The 15,104-nt window shown below is 68.4% G+C and carries 20 protein-coding genes; 7 read left to right on the forward strand and 13 right to left on the reverse strand.

Going from position 1 to position 15,104, the window contains the following annotated elements; translation table 11 throughout:
- Positions 1-10: 10 nt before the first annotated feature.
- The 5 genes from A5655_RS26160 to A5655_RS26180 form a co-directional block, all read right to left on the reverse strand.
- Positions 11-475 carry a hypothetical protein gene (locus A5655_RS26160; RefSeq protein ID WP_067015810.1) on the reverse strand — a complete coding sequence of 155 codons (465 nt, stop codon included), beginning with the start codon at positions 473-475 and terminating at the stop codon, positions 11-13.
- 33 nt (positions 476-508) lie between these two features.
- Entirely contained in the window at positions 509-979 is a 471-nt protein-coding gene (locus A5655_RS26165; RefSeq protein WP_067015813.1) for a DUF4262 domain-containing protein, read from the reverse strand.
- 127 nt (positions 980-1,106) lie between these two features.
- The gene (locus A5655_RS26170) at positions 1,107-1,601 is read right to left on the reverse strand and encodes an SRPBCC family protein (protein ID WP_067015816.1); all 495 of its coding nucleotides are present in this window, start codon (positions 1,599-1,601) and stop codon (positions 1,107-1,109) included.
- Entirely contained in the window at positions 1,601-2,230 is a 630-nt protein-coding gene (locus A5655_RS26175; RefSeq protein WP_067015818.1) for a nitroreductase family protein, read from the reverse strand. The genes A5655_RS26170 and A5655_RS26175 overlap by 1 nt, the downstream gene beginning before the upstream one ends.
- Before the next feature lie 31 nt (positions 2,231-2,261).
- On the reverse strand, positions 2,262-2,744 hold the full coding sequence (locus A5655_RS26180; protein ID WP_067015821.1) for a carboxymuconolactone decarboxylase family protein: 483 nt from the start codon (positions 2,742-2,744) through the stop codon (positions 2,262-2,264).
- A 199-nt stretch (positions 2,745-2,943) separates the two neighbouring features.
- Here A5655_RS26180 and A5655_RS26185 point away from each other — a divergent pair, with 199 nt between their 5' ends.
- Genes A5655_RS26185 through A5655_RS26195 form a run of 3 tightly spaced genes read left to right on the forward strand, consistent with a single transcriptional unit; the run spans position 2,944 to position 5,804 of the window.
- Entirely contained in the window at positions 2,944-3,633 is a 690-nt protein-coding gene (locus A5655_RS26185; protein ID WP_231999290.1) for a hypothetical protein, read from the forward strand.
- Positions 3,634-3,641: 8 nt separating this feature from the next.
- Positions 3,642-5,075, forward strand: coding sequence for a class I adenylate-forming enzyme family protein (locus tag A5655_RS26190; protein ID WP_067015826.1), 1,434 nt, complete (start codon positions 3,642-3,644; stop codon positions 5,073-5,075).
- A 15-nt stretch (positions 5,076-5,090) separates the two neighbouring features.
- The gene (locus A5655_RS26195) at positions 5,091-5,804 is read left to right on the forward strand and encodes a hypothetical protein (RefSeq protein ID WP_067015828.1); all 714 of its coding nucleotides are present in this window, start codon (positions 5,091-5,093) and stop codon (positions 5,802-5,804) included.
- Between the two features lie 209 nt (positions 5,805-6,013).
- Here the strand turns inward: A5655_RS26195 and A5655_RS26200 are convergent, their stop codons facing one another.
- Positions 6,014-6,817: an alpha/beta fold hydrolase gene (locus A5655_RS26200; protein WP_067015831.1), complete on the reverse strand. Its 804-nt coding sequence runs from the start codon at positions 6,815-6,817 to the stop codon at positions 6,014-6,016.
- 87 nt (positions 6,818-6,904) lie between these two features.
- On the opposite strand from A5655_RS26200, the gene A5655_RS26205 reads away from it, so the two are divergent.
- The gene (locus A5655_RS26205; protein ID WP_067015834.1) at positions 6,905-7,240 is read left to right on the forward strand and encodes a DUF962 domain-containing protein; all 336 of its coding nucleotides are present in this window, start codon (positions 6,905-6,907) and stop codon (positions 7,238-7,240) included.
- Positions 7,237-7,785, forward strand: a complete 549-nt coding sequence (locus tag A5655_RS26210; RefSeq protein ID WP_067015837.1) for a TetR/AcrR family transcriptional regulator — start codon at positions 7,237-7,239, stop codon at positions 7,783-7,785. Before A5655_RS26205 ends, A5655_RS26210 begins: the two co-directional genes overlap by 4 nt.
- A 3-nt stretch (positions 7,786-7,788) precedes the next feature.
- On the opposite strand, the gene A5655_RS26215 is transcribed toward A5655_RS26210, so the two are convergent.
- From A5655_RS26215 to A5655_RS26240, 6 genes are read right to left on the reverse strand one after another with little or no spacing between them, the layout of a single operon-like run.
- Positions 7,789-8,646: a lipase family protein gene (locus tag A5655_RS26215; RefSeq protein WP_067015840.1), complete on the reverse strand. Its 858-nt coding sequence runs from the start codon at positions 8,644-8,646 to the stop codon at positions 7,789-7,791.
- Entirely contained in the window at positions 8,646-9,239 is a 594-nt protein-coding gene (locus A5655_RS26220) for a YbhB/YbcL family Raf kinase inhibitor-like protein (RefSeq protein ID WP_067015842.1), read from the reverse strand. Before A5655_RS26220 ends, A5655_RS26215 begins: the two co-directional genes overlap by 1 nt.
- Positions 9,240-9,291: 52 nt before the next feature.
- Entirely contained in the window at positions 9,292-9,735 is a 444-nt protein-coding gene (locus A5655_RS26225; RefSeq protein ID WP_067015845.1) for an SRPBCC family protein, read from the reverse strand.
- Between the two features lie 35 nt (positions 9,736-9,770).
- The gene (locus A5655_RS26230) at positions 9,771-10,775 is read right to left on the reverse strand and encodes a medium chain dehydrogenase/reductase family protein (RefSeq protein WP_067016103.1); all 1,005 of its coding nucleotides are present in this window, start codon (positions 10,773-10,775) and stop codon (positions 9,771-9,773) included.
- 31 nt (positions 10,776-10,806) lie between these two features.
- Positions 10,807-11,211 carry an SRPBCC domain-containing protein gene (locus A5655_RS26235; RefSeq protein WP_067015848.1) on the reverse strand — a complete coding sequence of 135 codons (405 nt, stop codon included), beginning with the start codon at positions 11,209-11,211 and terminating at the stop codon, positions 10,807-10,809.
- Complete coding sequence (locus A5655_RS26240) at positions 11,208-11,522, reverse strand: helix-turn-helix transcriptional regulator (protein ID WP_156765045.1); 315 nt, start codon at positions 11,520-11,522, stop codon at positions 11,208-11,210. The genes A5655_RS26235 and A5655_RS26240 overlap by 4 nt, the downstream gene beginning before the upstream one ends.
- Before the next feature lie 86 nt (positions 11,523-11,608).
- Between A5655_RS26240 and A5655_RS26245 the strand changes: the two genes are divergently transcribed.
- Positions 11,609-12,331 carry an MBL fold metallo-hydrolase gene (locus A5655_RS26245; protein ID WP_067015851.1) on the forward strand — a complete coding sequence of 241 codons (723 nt, stop codon included), beginning with the start codon at positions 11,609-11,611 and terminating at the stop codon, positions 12,329-12,331.
- On the opposite strand, the gene A5655_RS26250 is transcribed toward A5655_RS26245, so the two are convergent.
- A complete protein-coding gene (locus tag A5655_RS26250; protein WP_067015854.1) occupies positions 12,328-12,513 on the reverse strand; it encodes a hypothetical protein in 186 nt (61 codons plus the stop codon). The two genes, A5655_RS26245 and A5655_RS26250, sit on opposite strands and share 4 nt — an antisense overlap.
- 195 nt (positions 12,514-12,708) lie before the next feature.
- Here A5655_RS26250 and aceA point away from each other — a divergent pair, with 195 nt between their 5' ends.
- Entirely contained in the window at positions 12,709-14,997 is a 2,289-nt protein-coding gene (gene aceA / locus A5655_RS26255; protein WP_067015857.1) for an isocitrate lyase ICL2, read from the forward strand.
- Positions 14,998-15,104 lie beyond the last annotated feature (107 nt).

Raw genomic sequence — 15,104 nt, forward strand, 5'->3', positions numbered from 1 at the left:
CGGGCTCCCGTCAAGAATGGGGGGGTTGCTGGCCGTTCTGGCCGCCGAGCAGCCCGTTGAGGATGCCGAGCGTGCCTTGCACGCCGGCGGGCGGCGCACTGGGAGGCAGGGCGGCGTCCGGGGTCAGCTGCCACGGCTGGCAGCCCGTCGTCTTGAAGGATTTGTCGGTCGGGTCGATCTGCACTACCTGTGGCTTCTTGCTCAGCGCGTTGTCGACGAGGTTGCCGTCCGGGTTGCCCGACCGCTTCCAGTAGCAGGTGCCGTCGCCGACGGGCCCCGCCGAGCTGTAGATGCCCGGCGCGATGTCGGTTCCGACCGCATACGTGCCGTCGTGATCGATCGCCGTCTTCGGCCCGGGCGGCGGCGCCGGCGTCGGATCGGCGCCGGCGACTCCCGCGGACGCCGCCCAACCCGCAAGCAGCAGCCCGGCGGCAACGACTCGTGCCGCTACCGGTGCGCCCGCTTTGAACCGCATAGAACGTCAGCGTACCGGGGCGAGCGCCCCATTTCACATTTCTGTTGCCGTGCGCACACCGAGAACCGCCTGGGTGCCCCGTCCGTCGTCGAAGCTCGCACTCCATGGCCAGCGACCGCGTGCATCCACCCACACCACCTGCAGCGCCGTCACCTCATCGCCGAACATTGCGCCCGCGAAAATCAGATACACGTCGGGGTGCTCGACCTCGACCATTTCGACAAGGGGGCCGGCGGGCAGGCCGATCCGCATGCCGGGGGACGGCCGCTCGCCCTTCACCGCTCGCCGACCGAGGGTGTTCAGCATCCGCGCCGCTCGGCGCGGCGCGACGCCCGTGACCAGGAGTTCGGGCAGCCCGTAGCGGGTCAGGCCGACCGTATACGCGAACGGCATCCGATCGCTCTCCACGTACTGCACTGCCCAGCCGCTCTCGAGCATCGTCTGGCGCAGTTCGGCGAGGTAGTCCTCGGCGGTGGCGCCCGGATTGTCGCACTTCCAGCACATCCCAAGTCCCCTTTCATCGTGCTTGCCGACACGATGCACCCAGGGTCTGACATGTTTGGTACGGCGAAGGCCGATCAACGGCGGCGTGCTGCCGCGATCTGTACGAAATGTGTTGTAAGACAGCAGATTACGTCAACCGGCGTACCTTGCCCGCATAGCCCAGCGCGTGCTCGTACACCTCGAGGTTGTCGCGGGAAATCCTCGCGTGCACGGGGCGCTCCAGGAAGAAGCGCAGCACCGGGTTGTAGGCGTGGTAGGTCTCGTGGAAGGTCAGCACGGTGGTGCCGTCGGGCTGCTCCTCCAGTTCGTGATAACCCTCCGCGCGGGACCACAGCGGCGCACCGACGGCAACATAACGCGACAATTTGTTGATCTCGGCCTCGGTCACGCTCTCCCAGGATCGCCCCTTGCCGCCGGACAGCAGGTACTTGGGAACCGGGAATATGCACGTGCGCACCAGGCCCTCGCCGGCCTCATTGCCTTCGTTCAGGATTTCCATGCTGCCGGTGGGCCACGTGAGGACCCGCGGCCGCGGCGCGTTCGGCGGCACCGGCGGATGAAGCACCCGCCACACCTTCCTCGGCGGCGCATCGACGTGGAATCGCACGGTGTAGGACTGCATCAGCTCTCTCCCCAGCTATCCCAGTAAGTGATCGTCTCCGCCGGCGGCCGCTTGGCCGGCCGGAAGTCAGTGCCGATGGTGTAGGCGACCGGGAACAGCGCGGCCTGGGTGGCGGTGTCGGGGATGCCGAGCAATTCGGCCACTTCGTTTTCCTTGGCCAGGTGCATCGTCGTCCACACCGATCCCAGCCCGCGGGACCGCAGGGCCAGCAGGAAGCTCCAGCCCGCCGGGATGATCGACGCCCAGGCCGACGCGGCGGTCAGCAGATTCGAGTTGTCGATGCGGTTGTCCAGACAGGGGATGACGTGCACGGGCACTCGGGCCAGCGTTTCGGTCAGGGCCAGCGCGCCGGCGTACACGCGCTGGGTCTGGGGATCGGCCGCCTCCTTGACCGCGTACGCGAGGTACTCGGCGCCGATGCTGCGATAAATGTCGCCGATCGCGGCGCGCTTGTCGGCATCGGTGATCACCAGCCATCGCCAGTCCTGCGCGTTGCTCGCGGTCGGGGCCTGCATCGCGAGCCGGATGCACTCGAGGATCACATCGCGACCCACCGGCCGGCTCAGGTCGAGGCGTCTGCGCACCGCCCGGGTGGTGGTCAGCAATTCGTCGACCGAGGCGAGGTCCATTGCGTCCTTCCCGGGGTTGGTTCAAGAAAGCTCAGAGGTCGATGGCACAGGATTGGTCGACGCCCAGGACGGTCAGCGAACGCCCCAGGCCCAGGAAAACCGCGACGCACAGCGTGAGATCGAGGATCTCCTCGTCGGAGAACGACTCCCGCAGCCGATCGAAGAACGCGTCGCCCATCGACGCGTGGTCGGTGGCGAAGCGTTCCGCGAACTCGATGGCGAGGCGCTGGCGCGCGGTGTAGCCGGGGTAGCTGGCGTACGCGGCGACGTTGTCGTACAGCTCGGGGGCGACCCCGGCGTCCAGCACCGATTGGGCGCGGAAGTCCGAGCAGGCCACGCAGTCGTTGATCTGAGCGATTCGCATCCGGGCCAGCTCGCGTTCCTCGGCCGGGAGCATGCTCTGCTGGTAAGCGCCGCGAATCATCCGTTCGACCATGGAGCCGAGCTGGGGTCGTAGCGACCAGATCATGGCGGCTTCGCCACCGGGGCCGTCGGGGACACTGACGCGGGCCATGCGTGAACTCCTGCCCGGGGAAGATCGTTACCTAGTGGAGCAAACCAGATTCTCAACTCGGCTGTCTAGGTCGGCGCCCGCATGCGATCGTGCATATGCATACCCGGCGCGGGCCCGAAAATTTGGTTGGCTACGGTCCGTTGATTGAGGGCGCTCATCGGGCGGGCGTCCCGAATTTGGAGGTCTGTGCGTGCTCTTCATGCACGAGGTGCACAAGGTCCGCGGCCGCAGCGAGGATGACTTCGAGGCCGCGTTTCGACAGGGCTGGATGCCCATACTCGCCGCCGGGAACGACGCGCGGTTGCTCTGGTACGCGAACCAGGCCCATGGCAGTGGACCGGCCTACACAGTGGTCACCGTGACCGCCGTTCGCGACGGCGCGGCATGGGAGCGCCTGACCACCCGGGTCCAGAAGGGCGATCTGCAGGAGTGGATGCGCCACCTCGACGAGCTCCGCCACGAGGTCGACGCCAAGCTGCTGGTCCCGCTGCCGTGGTCGCCACTGCAGGAGGTGGCCCTCGATCAGGTTCCGGTCGACGGGCGAGAGCACGAGATGAGCCTCTACATGGAAGACACCATGTGGCCCTACGAGGACAAGTTCGAGGAGTACATCGTCAGATGCGGCGAGGTCTACGCGAAGAGCCTCGGCGAGCCGTCGTCCATGCTCACGATGCACGCCGCGTTCCAGCCCGCGCTCGGCAGCCATGTGCGCCGCGAGGTGATCCTGATGCAACGCATCAGCAGGCCGGAGGCGTTGCTCGATCTGCTGCGCACCCACATCCCCGCCGAATACCGCGCCCCCGGAACATGGATGTACGACGCCCTCGACCTGCGCGACCAGTGGACCAGCCGGCTGCTGCGCACCTCGACGTGGTCGCCGCTGTATTAGGAAAGCGGATGCACACCGGGACGATCCACGAGGCCGCCGCGACCGGCGATCCCACCCGCGCCGCCCTGATCATCGACGGGCGCACCATCAGCTACGGCGAACTCGCGGCGACGGTGCGATCGTGCGCCGCGACCCTGGCCGCCCGCGGCGTGGTGGCCGGGCAGCGGGTCGCGGTCGTCGACAACGGCAGCCTGCTGTCGATCGCGACCGTGCTCGGGGCGGCGCGCCTCGGCGCCGCCGCCGCGCTGATGAATCCCGCCCTGACCCCACCGGAGCTACAGGGACTGCTGAAGAACGCCGGCTGTGCCAACGTGGCGGTCGCGGGGGAGCCGTACGTCGGGCGGGTGCGCGAGGCGGGCGCACCGACCGTCCTGACGGCCACCGACCTCACGGATGACGGGCCCGATCCCGCGCCGCCCGCCGACGACGGGGAAGGCCTGGTCCTGTTCACCAGCGGCACGACCGGACTCCCCAAGGCCGTCGGCATCTCCGCCCGGCAGCTCACAGCGCGGATCACGGGGATGGCCGCGCCGTTCCGGGCGGACGCCGCACCCGCGGTGGGCATGATGTGTGTCCCGTTCTTCCACGTCGGCGGCTCGCTCGGCACGCTGGGCAGTTTGTACTCGGGAAACACCTCGGTGGTGCAGCCGCGCTTCGACGCCGGCGAGTGGTTGCGGCTGGTGGCGGAGCACCGGGTGACGGCCACCTTCATGGTGCCGACGATGCTGCAGCGCATCCTCGATCACCCCGACTTCGCGACCAGCGACCTTTCGTCCCTGGTCGCCATCGCGTATGGGGCCGCCGCCGCGCCAATTTCCTTGGTGCGCAGGGCAATGGCCGCGCTTCCGCACGTCGCGTTCGCCAACGTGTTCGGCCAGACCGAGACGCTCGGGGCGTACACGACCCTGCTGCCCCAGGATCACCGGGATCCGGCCCGGGCCGGTTCGGTCGGCCGGCCGCTGCCCGGGGTGGACGTGCGAGTGGTGGACCCCGCCAGCGGCGAGGACGTCGCGCCCGGAGCCGTGGGCGAGCTGTGGGTGAACACCAGCCAGAACGTCACCGAAGGCTGGCTGCACACCGGTGATCTGGCCCGCCGGGATCCCGACGGCTACATCTTCCCGTGCGGCCGGCTGAGTGACACGATCAACCGCGGCGGAGAAAAGTTCGGACCGATCGAAGTCGAGGAGGCGTTGCGTTCGCATCCGGCGGTGAGCGACGTCGCGGTCGCGGGCGTCGCCGACGAGGAGCTCGGCCAGCGGGTCGGGGCCGCCGTCGTGGCCCGCGCCCCGGTGACACTCGAGCAGTTGCGGTCGCATTGCCGCGAATTGATCGCGTACTTCAAGCTGCCCGAGAGCCTGGCGATCGTCGATCAGATCCCGTACAACGCGACCGGGAAGGTCAGCCGCCGCCAGATCGCCGCGCTCATCGCGGATAGTGCCTGAAATCAGGGAGTGCCAGTGCTGTTTCTTCACGAGACCCACAAGGTGGCGGGCGCGCGGGAGGAGGAATTCGAAGCCGCCTACCGCGAAGGCTGGATGCCCACGCTGGCCGAGGGAGACGACGCCCGGCTGCTCTGGTACACCAACCACGCCCATGGCTCCGGGGTGTCCTACAACGTCGTCACCATCACGGCCATCAGCGACGGCGCGGCGTGGGAAAGCCTGGTCCGCCGCGCCCAGACCGGGGACCTTCGCCCATGGATGCGCGAGCTGGACAACCTGCGCCACGAGGTGACGGGCAAGCTGCTGCTGCCCGTCTACTGGTCACCGCTGCAGACGGTCGACTTGGCGAGCGTGCCCACCAGCGGCGAGACCCACCCGCCCACCATGTTCATGGAGGACACCGGCTGGCCCTACGCGCCGTTGGACGACTACATCCGGGCATGGGACGAGATCTACTACCGGCCGCTGTCCAAGGCGCCGGCCGGTATGCGGATCCTCAACATCCAGGCGTGCTTCCAGGTGGCCCATGGAAGTTATCGCCGGCGAGAAGCCATGCTGTGGCAGAAGATTGACGACGCCAACAACTACGCGGCCCTGGTCCACCTGCTCACCAAGGAGGTCCCGGCCGAGCACCGCAGGCCGGGCAGCTACATGGTGGAGGCGCTGAAGTTGCGCGATCAATGGGAGAGCCGCCTGCTGCGCACGTCGGAGTGGTCACCCCTGTACTGAGCTGGGGGCTGCGCCCCGTTCAGGATCCTGGCGACCTCGCCGACCGAACCTGACAATTGGTCCTCACTGCCGTGCCAGGTGGCGAGGACAGGGTTGCCCAGCGCCCGCACCGGCCATGAGGGGCGCCCTTTCGCGAAACTTAAAGGAGCGTCACGTTTCTCGGCGTGTCGTCGCAGTCATTGCAGTGTCGCGACGCGATCGCGCGTCGATCAACGCCGCAGGCTGAGCGATTCCAGGAACGGCTCGGCGACGGCGAGAAACCCGGCGGGGTCCGACGAGAAGACCACGTGGCCAGTGTCGAGGATCTCCAGCCGGGAACCGGCGATGGCGTCGTGGGTCGCACGGCCCGCACGCAGCGGTATGGCGATGTCCTTCTTGCCCCACACGACGAGGGTGGGCACGGACAGCTCGTCGGCGCGGTCACGCAGGTCGTGCTCGGGCGTGGCGAAGCTTCGCCACAGCGCCGCTCCAATGCGGACGCCCTCGGGCGTCTTCGCCACCGCGGTCGCACGCTCAACGATCCGCCGGTCGTGGTCGGTCCTGGCCTTCATGTAACCGCGGACAAAGAGAGGAGCGGCCCGGCGGAACACCGCCGGCGTGCCGAGCACCCGGCAAAAGCCCCGGACCGGTGGGGTCAACGGCACGAACCCGCCTGTGTTGACGAGGATTAGACCCGCCACGCAGTCTGGGCGATTGATCGCCAGACGCGCGGCCGCAAATCCGCCGACCGAATTCCCGATCAGCACCGCCCCGGACAGGCCGAGGCCGTCGACGACGTCTTCGAGCACGTCGGCGAAGAGCGGCGCGCTGGCCGCCAAGGGGGAGGCAACTGGATCGGATTCGCCGTGCCCGGGCCAGTCCACCGCGATGGTGCGGTAGTCCCGCGCCAGCGTGTCGGCGATCGGGTCGAAATCGTGCCGGTCATGCAGCGTGGCATGCAGTAGCAAAAGGGTTGGGCCGCTGCCGGATTCGTGGTAGGCAACGCGCCCCGCCCGGGTTTCAACAATCGCCATGGGGTTCCTCTCGGTAAGCGTTGACCGACTGGTCGGTCATGCCGTACGCTACAACGATAGGAACGCCTTTACAAGGAGGGAATCCAGATGGAACAAGCCCCGCCGCCCGAAGCGCCGTTTGCCGACAAGATGGCTTACTACCGAACGCAGCACACCTCCAAGGGCGTACGGGCGGTGCACCGCGTCGGCATCCCGATCATCGCGGCCGGACTGCCGCTGTTGTTCGCCAGGCCGAAGGTCGGTGCCACCATGTTCGTCGGCGGCTGGGCCATGAACATCCTCGGTCACCGGGTGTTCGAGAAGAACCTCCCATCGACCCACAAAGGGTGGATCACCTACCAGCTCACCGGGGTGATCGACGTGTGCGAGCAGTACGGCGACATGCTCGCCCGGCGAAGCCAACGCAAGGCCGGATTGGCGTGAGGCCCCCCGAGCCCGGACGCAATGCGCTGCTGGACGCGGGACAGCGGCTGCTCGGATCGGCCGACCTGGCGCGGATCTCCGTCAACGCCATCGTCGCCGAGGCCGGCATGGCGAAGGGCAGCTTCTATCAGCATTGGCCCAGCCGCTCGGAATATGTGCGGGCCTTGCACGCCCGGTTCCATGACGACCTGCAGGACTCGATCGCGGCCGCCGGCGCCGACCTGCCGCCCGGCCGCGAGCGGCTCGAGGCGGGGATGAACGCCTACCTCGACGGCTGCCTGGCCGAGCCGGCCACCAAGGCGTTGCTCGTGCAGTCGCGCACCGAGGCCGGGCTGAGCGACCTGGTCGCCGCCCGCAACGAGAGCGCGGCCGCGCAGATTGTGCCCGACCTGGTCGCGCTCGGATGGGCGTCTCCGGAACCGATTGCGGCGCTGCTCGTCGCGGCGGTCGCGGAGATCGCGCTGATCGAGCTCGCCGCCGGCAAGCGTGACAAACGGCTGCGCCGAGGGTTGCTTCGGCTCGCCACCCGGACGCCCGCGGATTGAAGTTCAGGGTGTGCAGGCGGGTTGCAGGGGCAGGACCGGGCCGCCGGATTGCAGGGACACCAGGTACAGGTAGGTCGCGAGCGAATGTTCGCAGGACACCGAGTATTTGACCAGAACCTTCGGCGGGAGCGGCAGCAGCCGAACGGGGTTGAACCAGTACGGGTTCAGCACGTGTTCGTAGTCCACCGGGGGAGGCAACGCGGTGACGATGTCCAGGCGATTCGCGACGCGAGACGAATTCTTCACCACCTGGTCGAAGGTCGCGGCGAACAGCGAATCCCCGGTGCGTGGACTGCCATAGGTGTAAACGGCCGGGGTGGTGAACGCCGTGTTGGCCGCCACGTCGAGGGCCAGCAGCGTCGCCAGGGCCCCTCCCAGGCTATGGCCGCAGATCGTCAGTGCGCCAACGGCTTTCGGGAACGATAGCCTTGCCAGCGCGTCGACCACCTTAGGCGAATCCGGCGTGGACCCGGTCCGCAGGGACGCGTACATGTCGGTGAAGCCGTCCTCCGTGTGGCCGGCGCCGACCAGGAACGGGCATGGCACCAGGGCGAACTCGGCGTCGTGAATCCATTCCAGCCAGCCTTCGGTGCCGCGGATCGCGATCGCCACATCGCCGGTCTTGTTCTCCTGGCAGATCAATCCGATGGAGACCGCGTCGTCTTCCCGGGCCGGGTTCATGTCAGTCGCCAGGTCGTTGGCGTAGATCGTCGTGACCACGGTGTAGTCGACGCCGCCGGTGCTCAGCGGCTGACCGGCCCGGTTCGTCAAATCGCCGGGCGATGTCGCGTAGGTGGCGTTGACGAGCTGGCCGAATTGTATTGCCCGCGTTACGTCTAACGCGGGCTGCGTGGCAGGCATCAGCCTTCGAACGTTCCGGTGAACTGCGCCTGCGCCGATGCGGCATTCGTGATCGCCTGCGCCGCCGGCACCCCGACGAGCCCACCGGGAAGCTGATAGGTGGCGGGCAGCTGGTAGAGGGTGAACCGGTAGTGGTGCACCCCGGTGCCCGCGGGCGGGCAAGGGCCGCTGTAGCCGGCCTGCCCCGCCGAGTTCGGCAGGCTGCTGCCGCCGGCGGGAGTCTGGCCGTCCCCGGTGCTTCCGGGACCGGGCGGGATTCCGACGACGATCCAGTGGACGTAGAGTCCGCGCGGCGCGTCCGGGTCGTCGACGACGAGCGCCCCGCCCTGCGGCGCCGACCACGTCAACGGCGGCGCGACGTCGGCCCCCTTGCAGGTGTACTGCGCGGGGATCGGCGCGCCGTCGGCGAACGCCGGGCTGCTGATCGTCACCGGCCCGGTGCCGGGCGCCTGGGCGACGGTGCGGCCCAGGGTCGTCACCTTCGGTGTCTGCGGGCCGGTCGTCCGGGTGCCACCCTGGCCGCCGCAGCCGGCCAGCGCGACGAGGAGCGCCAGCCCGGCGGTGACCGGCGCGATGCGGCGAAACGATTCCATACAAGACAGTCTCGCTCGCCGACGGTCGGTCGGGAAGGACCCGTTTCGGAGCCTACTTGCCGCCCTTGACCTCGAGCACGCGCTTACGCAGGCCGTCGGTCGCGGTTTCCATCAGCCCCTTGGCCCCCCGTTTGACCAGGAACCCCGGGACCGGAGCGGAAAGATCCACGGTCAGATCGAAACGCACCCGGGTGGAATCGCCGTCGGGCGTCAGGGTGTAGCGACCCTCCTGCGCGCGCTGCTGTTTGGAGCTCTCCAGCGTCCAGCCCACGCCGTCGTCGTGCACGGAGTAGTCGAGCACCTGCTCGTCGCTGACGCCCACGATCTTCACCGTTTGCCGCGATTTGCTCGGATGGCCGTCGGCGTCGCGTTCCAGGATTTCGACCTTCTTGTGAAACGACGACCACTCGGTCAAGGACTCGAGGTCGAACAGCACGTCCATGATTTCGTCGGGCGTCGCGTCGATGACGACTTCGCGGGAATCGGTGATAGCCATGACGGATTAGATAGCCATTGTCGCGGCGCTAAAACTCACGGCACCAGCACGACCTTGCCGACGTTCTCCCGGGCCGCCAGGATCCGGTGCGCTTCCGGCGCCCGCGCGAACGGGACCGCCGCATGGACGACGGGCGCGATCGTGCCGTCGTCGAGCGCCTTGGCCAGGGGAGTGATCCACGGCTCGAGCGTGCCGCGGTCGTCCCACAGCCGCAGCATGTTGATGCCGATCACCGCCTTCGACTCCGAGAGCTGATCGAGCAGGTTGAAACCGCGCAGCATCGCCAACGCGTGCGGCGCGGCCGCGCGCAGCGAGCGCTTCTCGCCGTGCTGCATGTTCGAAATGCCATAGCCCACAAGCCTTCCGCCCGGGCGCAGCAGGGCATAGGACCGGCGCAACGACGTGCCGCCCAGCGCGTCGAGCACCAGGTCGTAGGGATTCAGTCCCTTCCACCAGCCGTCGCGCCGGTAGTCAATGGCCCGGTCGACGCCCAGCTCGGCCAGCTTCGGGTGCTTTGCCGGCGACGCGGTGCCGTGCACCTCAGCCCCGGCGGCCTTCGCGAATTGGACGGCGGCGATGCCCACCCCGCCGGCCGCGGCGTGCACCAGCACTCGCTCGCCGGCGCGCAGCGACCCGTAACCGTGCAGCGCCGCCCAGGCCGTCGCGTAGTTCACCGGGACGCCGGCGCCCTGCTCGAAACTCAACGCGGCGGGCAGCGGGACGGAATCGGTGGCCGCCACGTTGACCACCTCGGCGTAGCCGCCAAATCGCGTGCCCGCCAACACGCGTTCGCCGACGCGGCCGGGGTCGACACCGTCGCCGACGGCCTCGATCGTCCCGGCGACCTCGTAGCCGACCACCGCCGGAAGCTTCGGCGCGTCGGGATACAAGCCGACCCGGGCCATGTGGTCGGCGAAGTTGACCCCGGCCGCCCGCACCGCGACCCGCAACTGGCCGGCGCCGGGAGGAGGCGGGTCCGGGCGCTCCTGGACCCGCAGGACCGACGGGTCGCCGTGCTTGGTGATGACGACTGCGCGCATCGTGTGATGGTCGCACACGCCGCCGGGCGCCTCAGACCCGCGCGGCGACACCGCTGAGGCGGGGGAGAACGACGTCCCGCCAGCCGGGGGCCATGCGTTCGAACGCCTGCGCCATCCTGGTGTCGTTCAGGTCAAAACCGCTGTGCTCCAAGAACACCCGAGTGCCGCCGCCTTCCGGCTCGAGTCGCCAGGTCAGCGTCCAGGCCGCGGTGAACGTGTAGACGAAGCGGTGCGGAGGATCGACCTCGAGCACCTTGCAGGGCTGCCTGCCGTAGCCCGGCATGTCGAGGGTGAACTGGTGGCCGACCACCGCGGCCACCTCGCCCTCGGCCCACCACAGCCGCATCAGCGCCGGTTCGGTCAGCAGCCGCCACACCTTCGCCGGTGGGGCCGCAACGAATTGGTCCACGCGGATCGTCGCGGGCGTCTCGCTCATTCCAGCTCCTCTGCCGCCTCGGCGAGCCCGGCCAGCCGTGCACGCCAGAACTTCTCGAACGGATGTAGCCACTCGCCGAGCTCCGCCAGCGGTTCGGCGGTCAGGCGGTAGATGCGCCGGCGGCCCTGCGGCTCGTCAGCCACCAGCCCGGCGTCACGCAGCACCTTGAGGTGTTCGGCGACGGCCGGGCGGCTGAGCTCGAACCGGTCGCTGAGTTCCCCCGCGGACAGGGGCCGCCCGGCCAGGATCTCCAGCAGCTCGCGCCGCACCGGGTTCGACAGGGCGAGAAAGACGCGATCGGCGGAGGCCACAGCCGCAATATATGTCGGGAATTCCCGACATGTCAACTTTTCCCGACACGTTCTCGCGCGGCACAAACCGGGCTACCGTCCTCCTTGTGCGCCTCGCCTGGGAACGACTGACCGACACGGTCCATCGCTGTCGGCTGGCGTTCTGCGACGTCACGGTCGGGCTGGTGCGGAGCGCCGGCGGAACGCTGATCATCGACACCGGAACCACCCTCACCGAAGCGGCTGCCATCAATGCCGACGCACGGCGGCTCACCGGGCGCCCCGTGACTCACGTTGTGCTCACGCACCAGCACTTCGACCACGTCCTCGGTTGCTCGGCGTTCGGCGACGCCGAAATCCACTGCACGCCTGCGGTTGTCGAATATCTCAAGTCGGGCACCGGCCACCTTCGCGAAGACGCGCTGAGCTACGGCGCGAACGCCGCCGAAGTCGATCGCGCGATTTCGGCGTTGCGGCCGCCCCGGCGCGGCGTGTACGACGCCGCAATCGATCTCGGCGACCGCACCGTGACGGTGACGCACCCCGGGCGCGGCCACACGACCGCCGACCTGGTCGTGGTCGTGCCAGCCCGAGACGGTGGAAGCGACCCGGTCGTGGTCTTCACCGGTGACCTGGTCGAGGAGTCCGCCGACCCCGATATCGACGCCGATTCCGACGTGGCGGCCTGGCCGGCAACCCTTGATCGGGTACTCGAGATCGGTGGCCCCCAGGCCGTCTACGTCCCGGGCCACGGGAGGGCCGTCGACGCCGAATTCGTCCGCCGGCAGCGGGATTGGTTGAAGAGACGCGCGCCCTTGGCGCCCGGCTAGGCGCGCGCGGCGGTGCAGGCGGCGATGAGGACGGAGGCCAACGGGATGGCGGCCTCGAACGCCCAGCCCATCTTGACGTGCAGCACGCCCGCGTCCCAACGGATCTCGCTGTGGCGGGGGCCCATCCCGACCGCGCCCGCCAGCGGAAGATACCAACGCTCAAAGCGCAAGCTCGTCTGCACGAAACGGAGACTACCGATCACCGGCGGGCTTTGCTGGGGATTGCGCGGGGGAAGGTGGTGAGCGCCATTGCGCCGACATGCCGGAGTGCGGCATGGCCACAGTTCCGGCTCGGGACCATTGCCCCCTGATTGAACCGCCATCTCCGGGGATAAACTCACGGTCAGCGGATTCCTGCCGAAGAGGAGCGTAACCCCATGGCCATCATCGAAACGGACACCGAGGTCCGCACGCCGTTCGAGCAGGACGTCGAGGCTACGCAGCGATACTTCGAGGGTTCGCGCTTTGCCGGGATCACCCGCCTGTACACGGCCCGCCAGGTCGCCGAGCAGCGCGGCACCATTCCGACCGACTACACCGTGGCGCGCGAAGCGGCGGCGGCGTTTTACGACCGGCTGCGCGAACTCTTCGCGGCGAAGAAGAGCATCACGACGTTCGGCCCGTATTCGCCGGGCCAGGCGGTCAGCATGAAGCGGATGGGGATCGAGGGCATCTACCTCGGCGGCTGGGCGACCTCGGCCAAGGGCTCCACGACCGAAGACCCCGGGCCGGACCTGGCCAGCTACCCGTTGAGCCAGGTGCCCGACGACGCGGCGGTGCTGGTGCGCGCCCTGCTCACCGCCGACCGCAATCAGCAGTATCTGCGCCGGAACATGAGCGAACAGCAGCGGGCGACGGCGCCGGAGTACGACTTCCGGCCCTTCATCATCGCCGACGCCGACACCGGCCACGGCGGTGATCCGCACGTGCGCAACCTGATCCGTCGCTTCGTAGAGGTCGGCGTGCCCGGCTACCACATCGAGGACCAGCGCCCCGGCACCAAGAAGTGCGGCCACCAGGGCGGCAAGGTCCTGGTGCCGTCGGACGAGCAGATCAAGCGCCTCAACGCCGCCCGCTTCCAGCTCGACGTGATGCGGGTGCCCGGCATCATCGTCGCGCGCACCGACGCCGAGGCGGCCAACCTGATCGACAGCCGCGCCGACGAGCGCGACCAGCCGTTCCTGCTCGGCGCGACCAACCTGAAGATTCCGTCCTACAAGGCCTGCTTCCTGGCGCTGGTACGGCGTTTTTACGAGCTGGGCGTCAAGGAGCTCAACGGCCATCTCCTCTACGCGATGTCCGACTCGGAGTACGCCAACGCCACCGGATGGCTTGAGCGCCAAGGCATTCAGGGCCTGATCTCCGACGCCGTCAATGCCTGGCGGGAGAACGGCAAGCAATCGATCGACGACCTCTTCGACCAGGTCGAGTCGCGGTTCGTCGCCGCCTGGGAGGACGACGCCGGGCTGATGACCTACGCCGAGGCCGTCGCGGAGGTCCTCAAGTTCGGCGAGAGCGAGGACGAGCCGACGGCCATGACCCCCGACGACTGGCGCCGGTTCGCCGAGCGCGCCTCGCTCTTCGAGGCCAAGGAGAGGGCGAAGGAACTGGGCGTCGACTCTCCCTGGGACTGCGAGCTGGCGAAGACCCCGGAGGGCTATTACCAGATCCGCGGCGGCATTCCGTACGCGATCGCCAAGTCGCTCGCGGCGGCGCCGTTCGCCGACATCCTCTGGATGGAGACGAAGACGGCCGATCTCGCCGACGCGCGGCAGTTCGCCGAGGCCATCCACGCCAAGTTCCCCGACCAGATGCTGGCCTACAACCTCTCGCCGTCGTTCAACTGGGACACCACCGGCATGACCGATGACGAGATGAAGCGTTTCCCGGAAGAGCTCGGCAAGATGGGCTTCGTCTTCAACTTCATCACCTACGGCGGACACCAGATCGACGGCGTCGCGGCCGAGGAGTTCGCCACCGCGCTCAGACAGGACGGCATGCTGGCGCTGGCCCGCCTGCAGCGCAAGATGCGACTCGTCGAGTCGCCTTACCGGACACCGCAAACCCTGGTGGGTGGCCCGCGCAGCGACGCCGCGCTGGCCGCGTCCTCGGGACGCACCGCGACCACCAAGGCGATGGGCAAGGGCTCGACCCAGCACCAGCACCTCGTGCAGACCGAAGTGCCCAAGAAGCTGCTCGAGGAATGGCTCACGTTGTGGAGCGAGCACTACCACCTCGGAGAAAAGCTCCGCGTGCAGTTGCGCCCGCGCCGGGCCGGCTCGGATGTGCTCGTGCTGGGGATCCACGGCAACGGTGACGAGCAGCTGGCCAACGTCGTCTTCGATCCCATCAAGGACCGCCACGGCCGCAGCATCCTCACGGTCCGCGACCAGAACACGTTCGCCGAAAAGCTGCGCCAGAAGCGGCTGATGACCCTGATCCACCTGTGGCTGGTGCACCGGTTCAAGGCCGACGCGGTCTACTACGTCACGCCCACCGAGGACAACCTGTATCAGACCTCGAAGATGAAGTCCCACGGCATCTTCAGCGAGGTCAACCAGGAGGTGGGCGAGATCATCGTCGCCGAGGTGAACCATCCGCGCATCGAGGAGCTGCTGACGCCCGACCGGGTGGCGCTGCGGAAGCTGATCACCAAGGAAGACTAGGGATCCGCCCCCGACTATTTGCTGACCGAGCCGGGGCCGTTGCCGAGCTCGTCTCGCCGCGCGCCGTTTCGGTCCGCGCGCGGCTTCGCCCGCGCGGCGGTCTTCAC

Source organism: Mycobacterium sp. 1081908.1, assembly GCF_001673535.1.
Taxonomy (GTDB): domain Bacteria; phylum Actinomycetota; class Actinomycetes; order Mycobacteriales; family Mycobacteriaceae; genus Mycobacterium.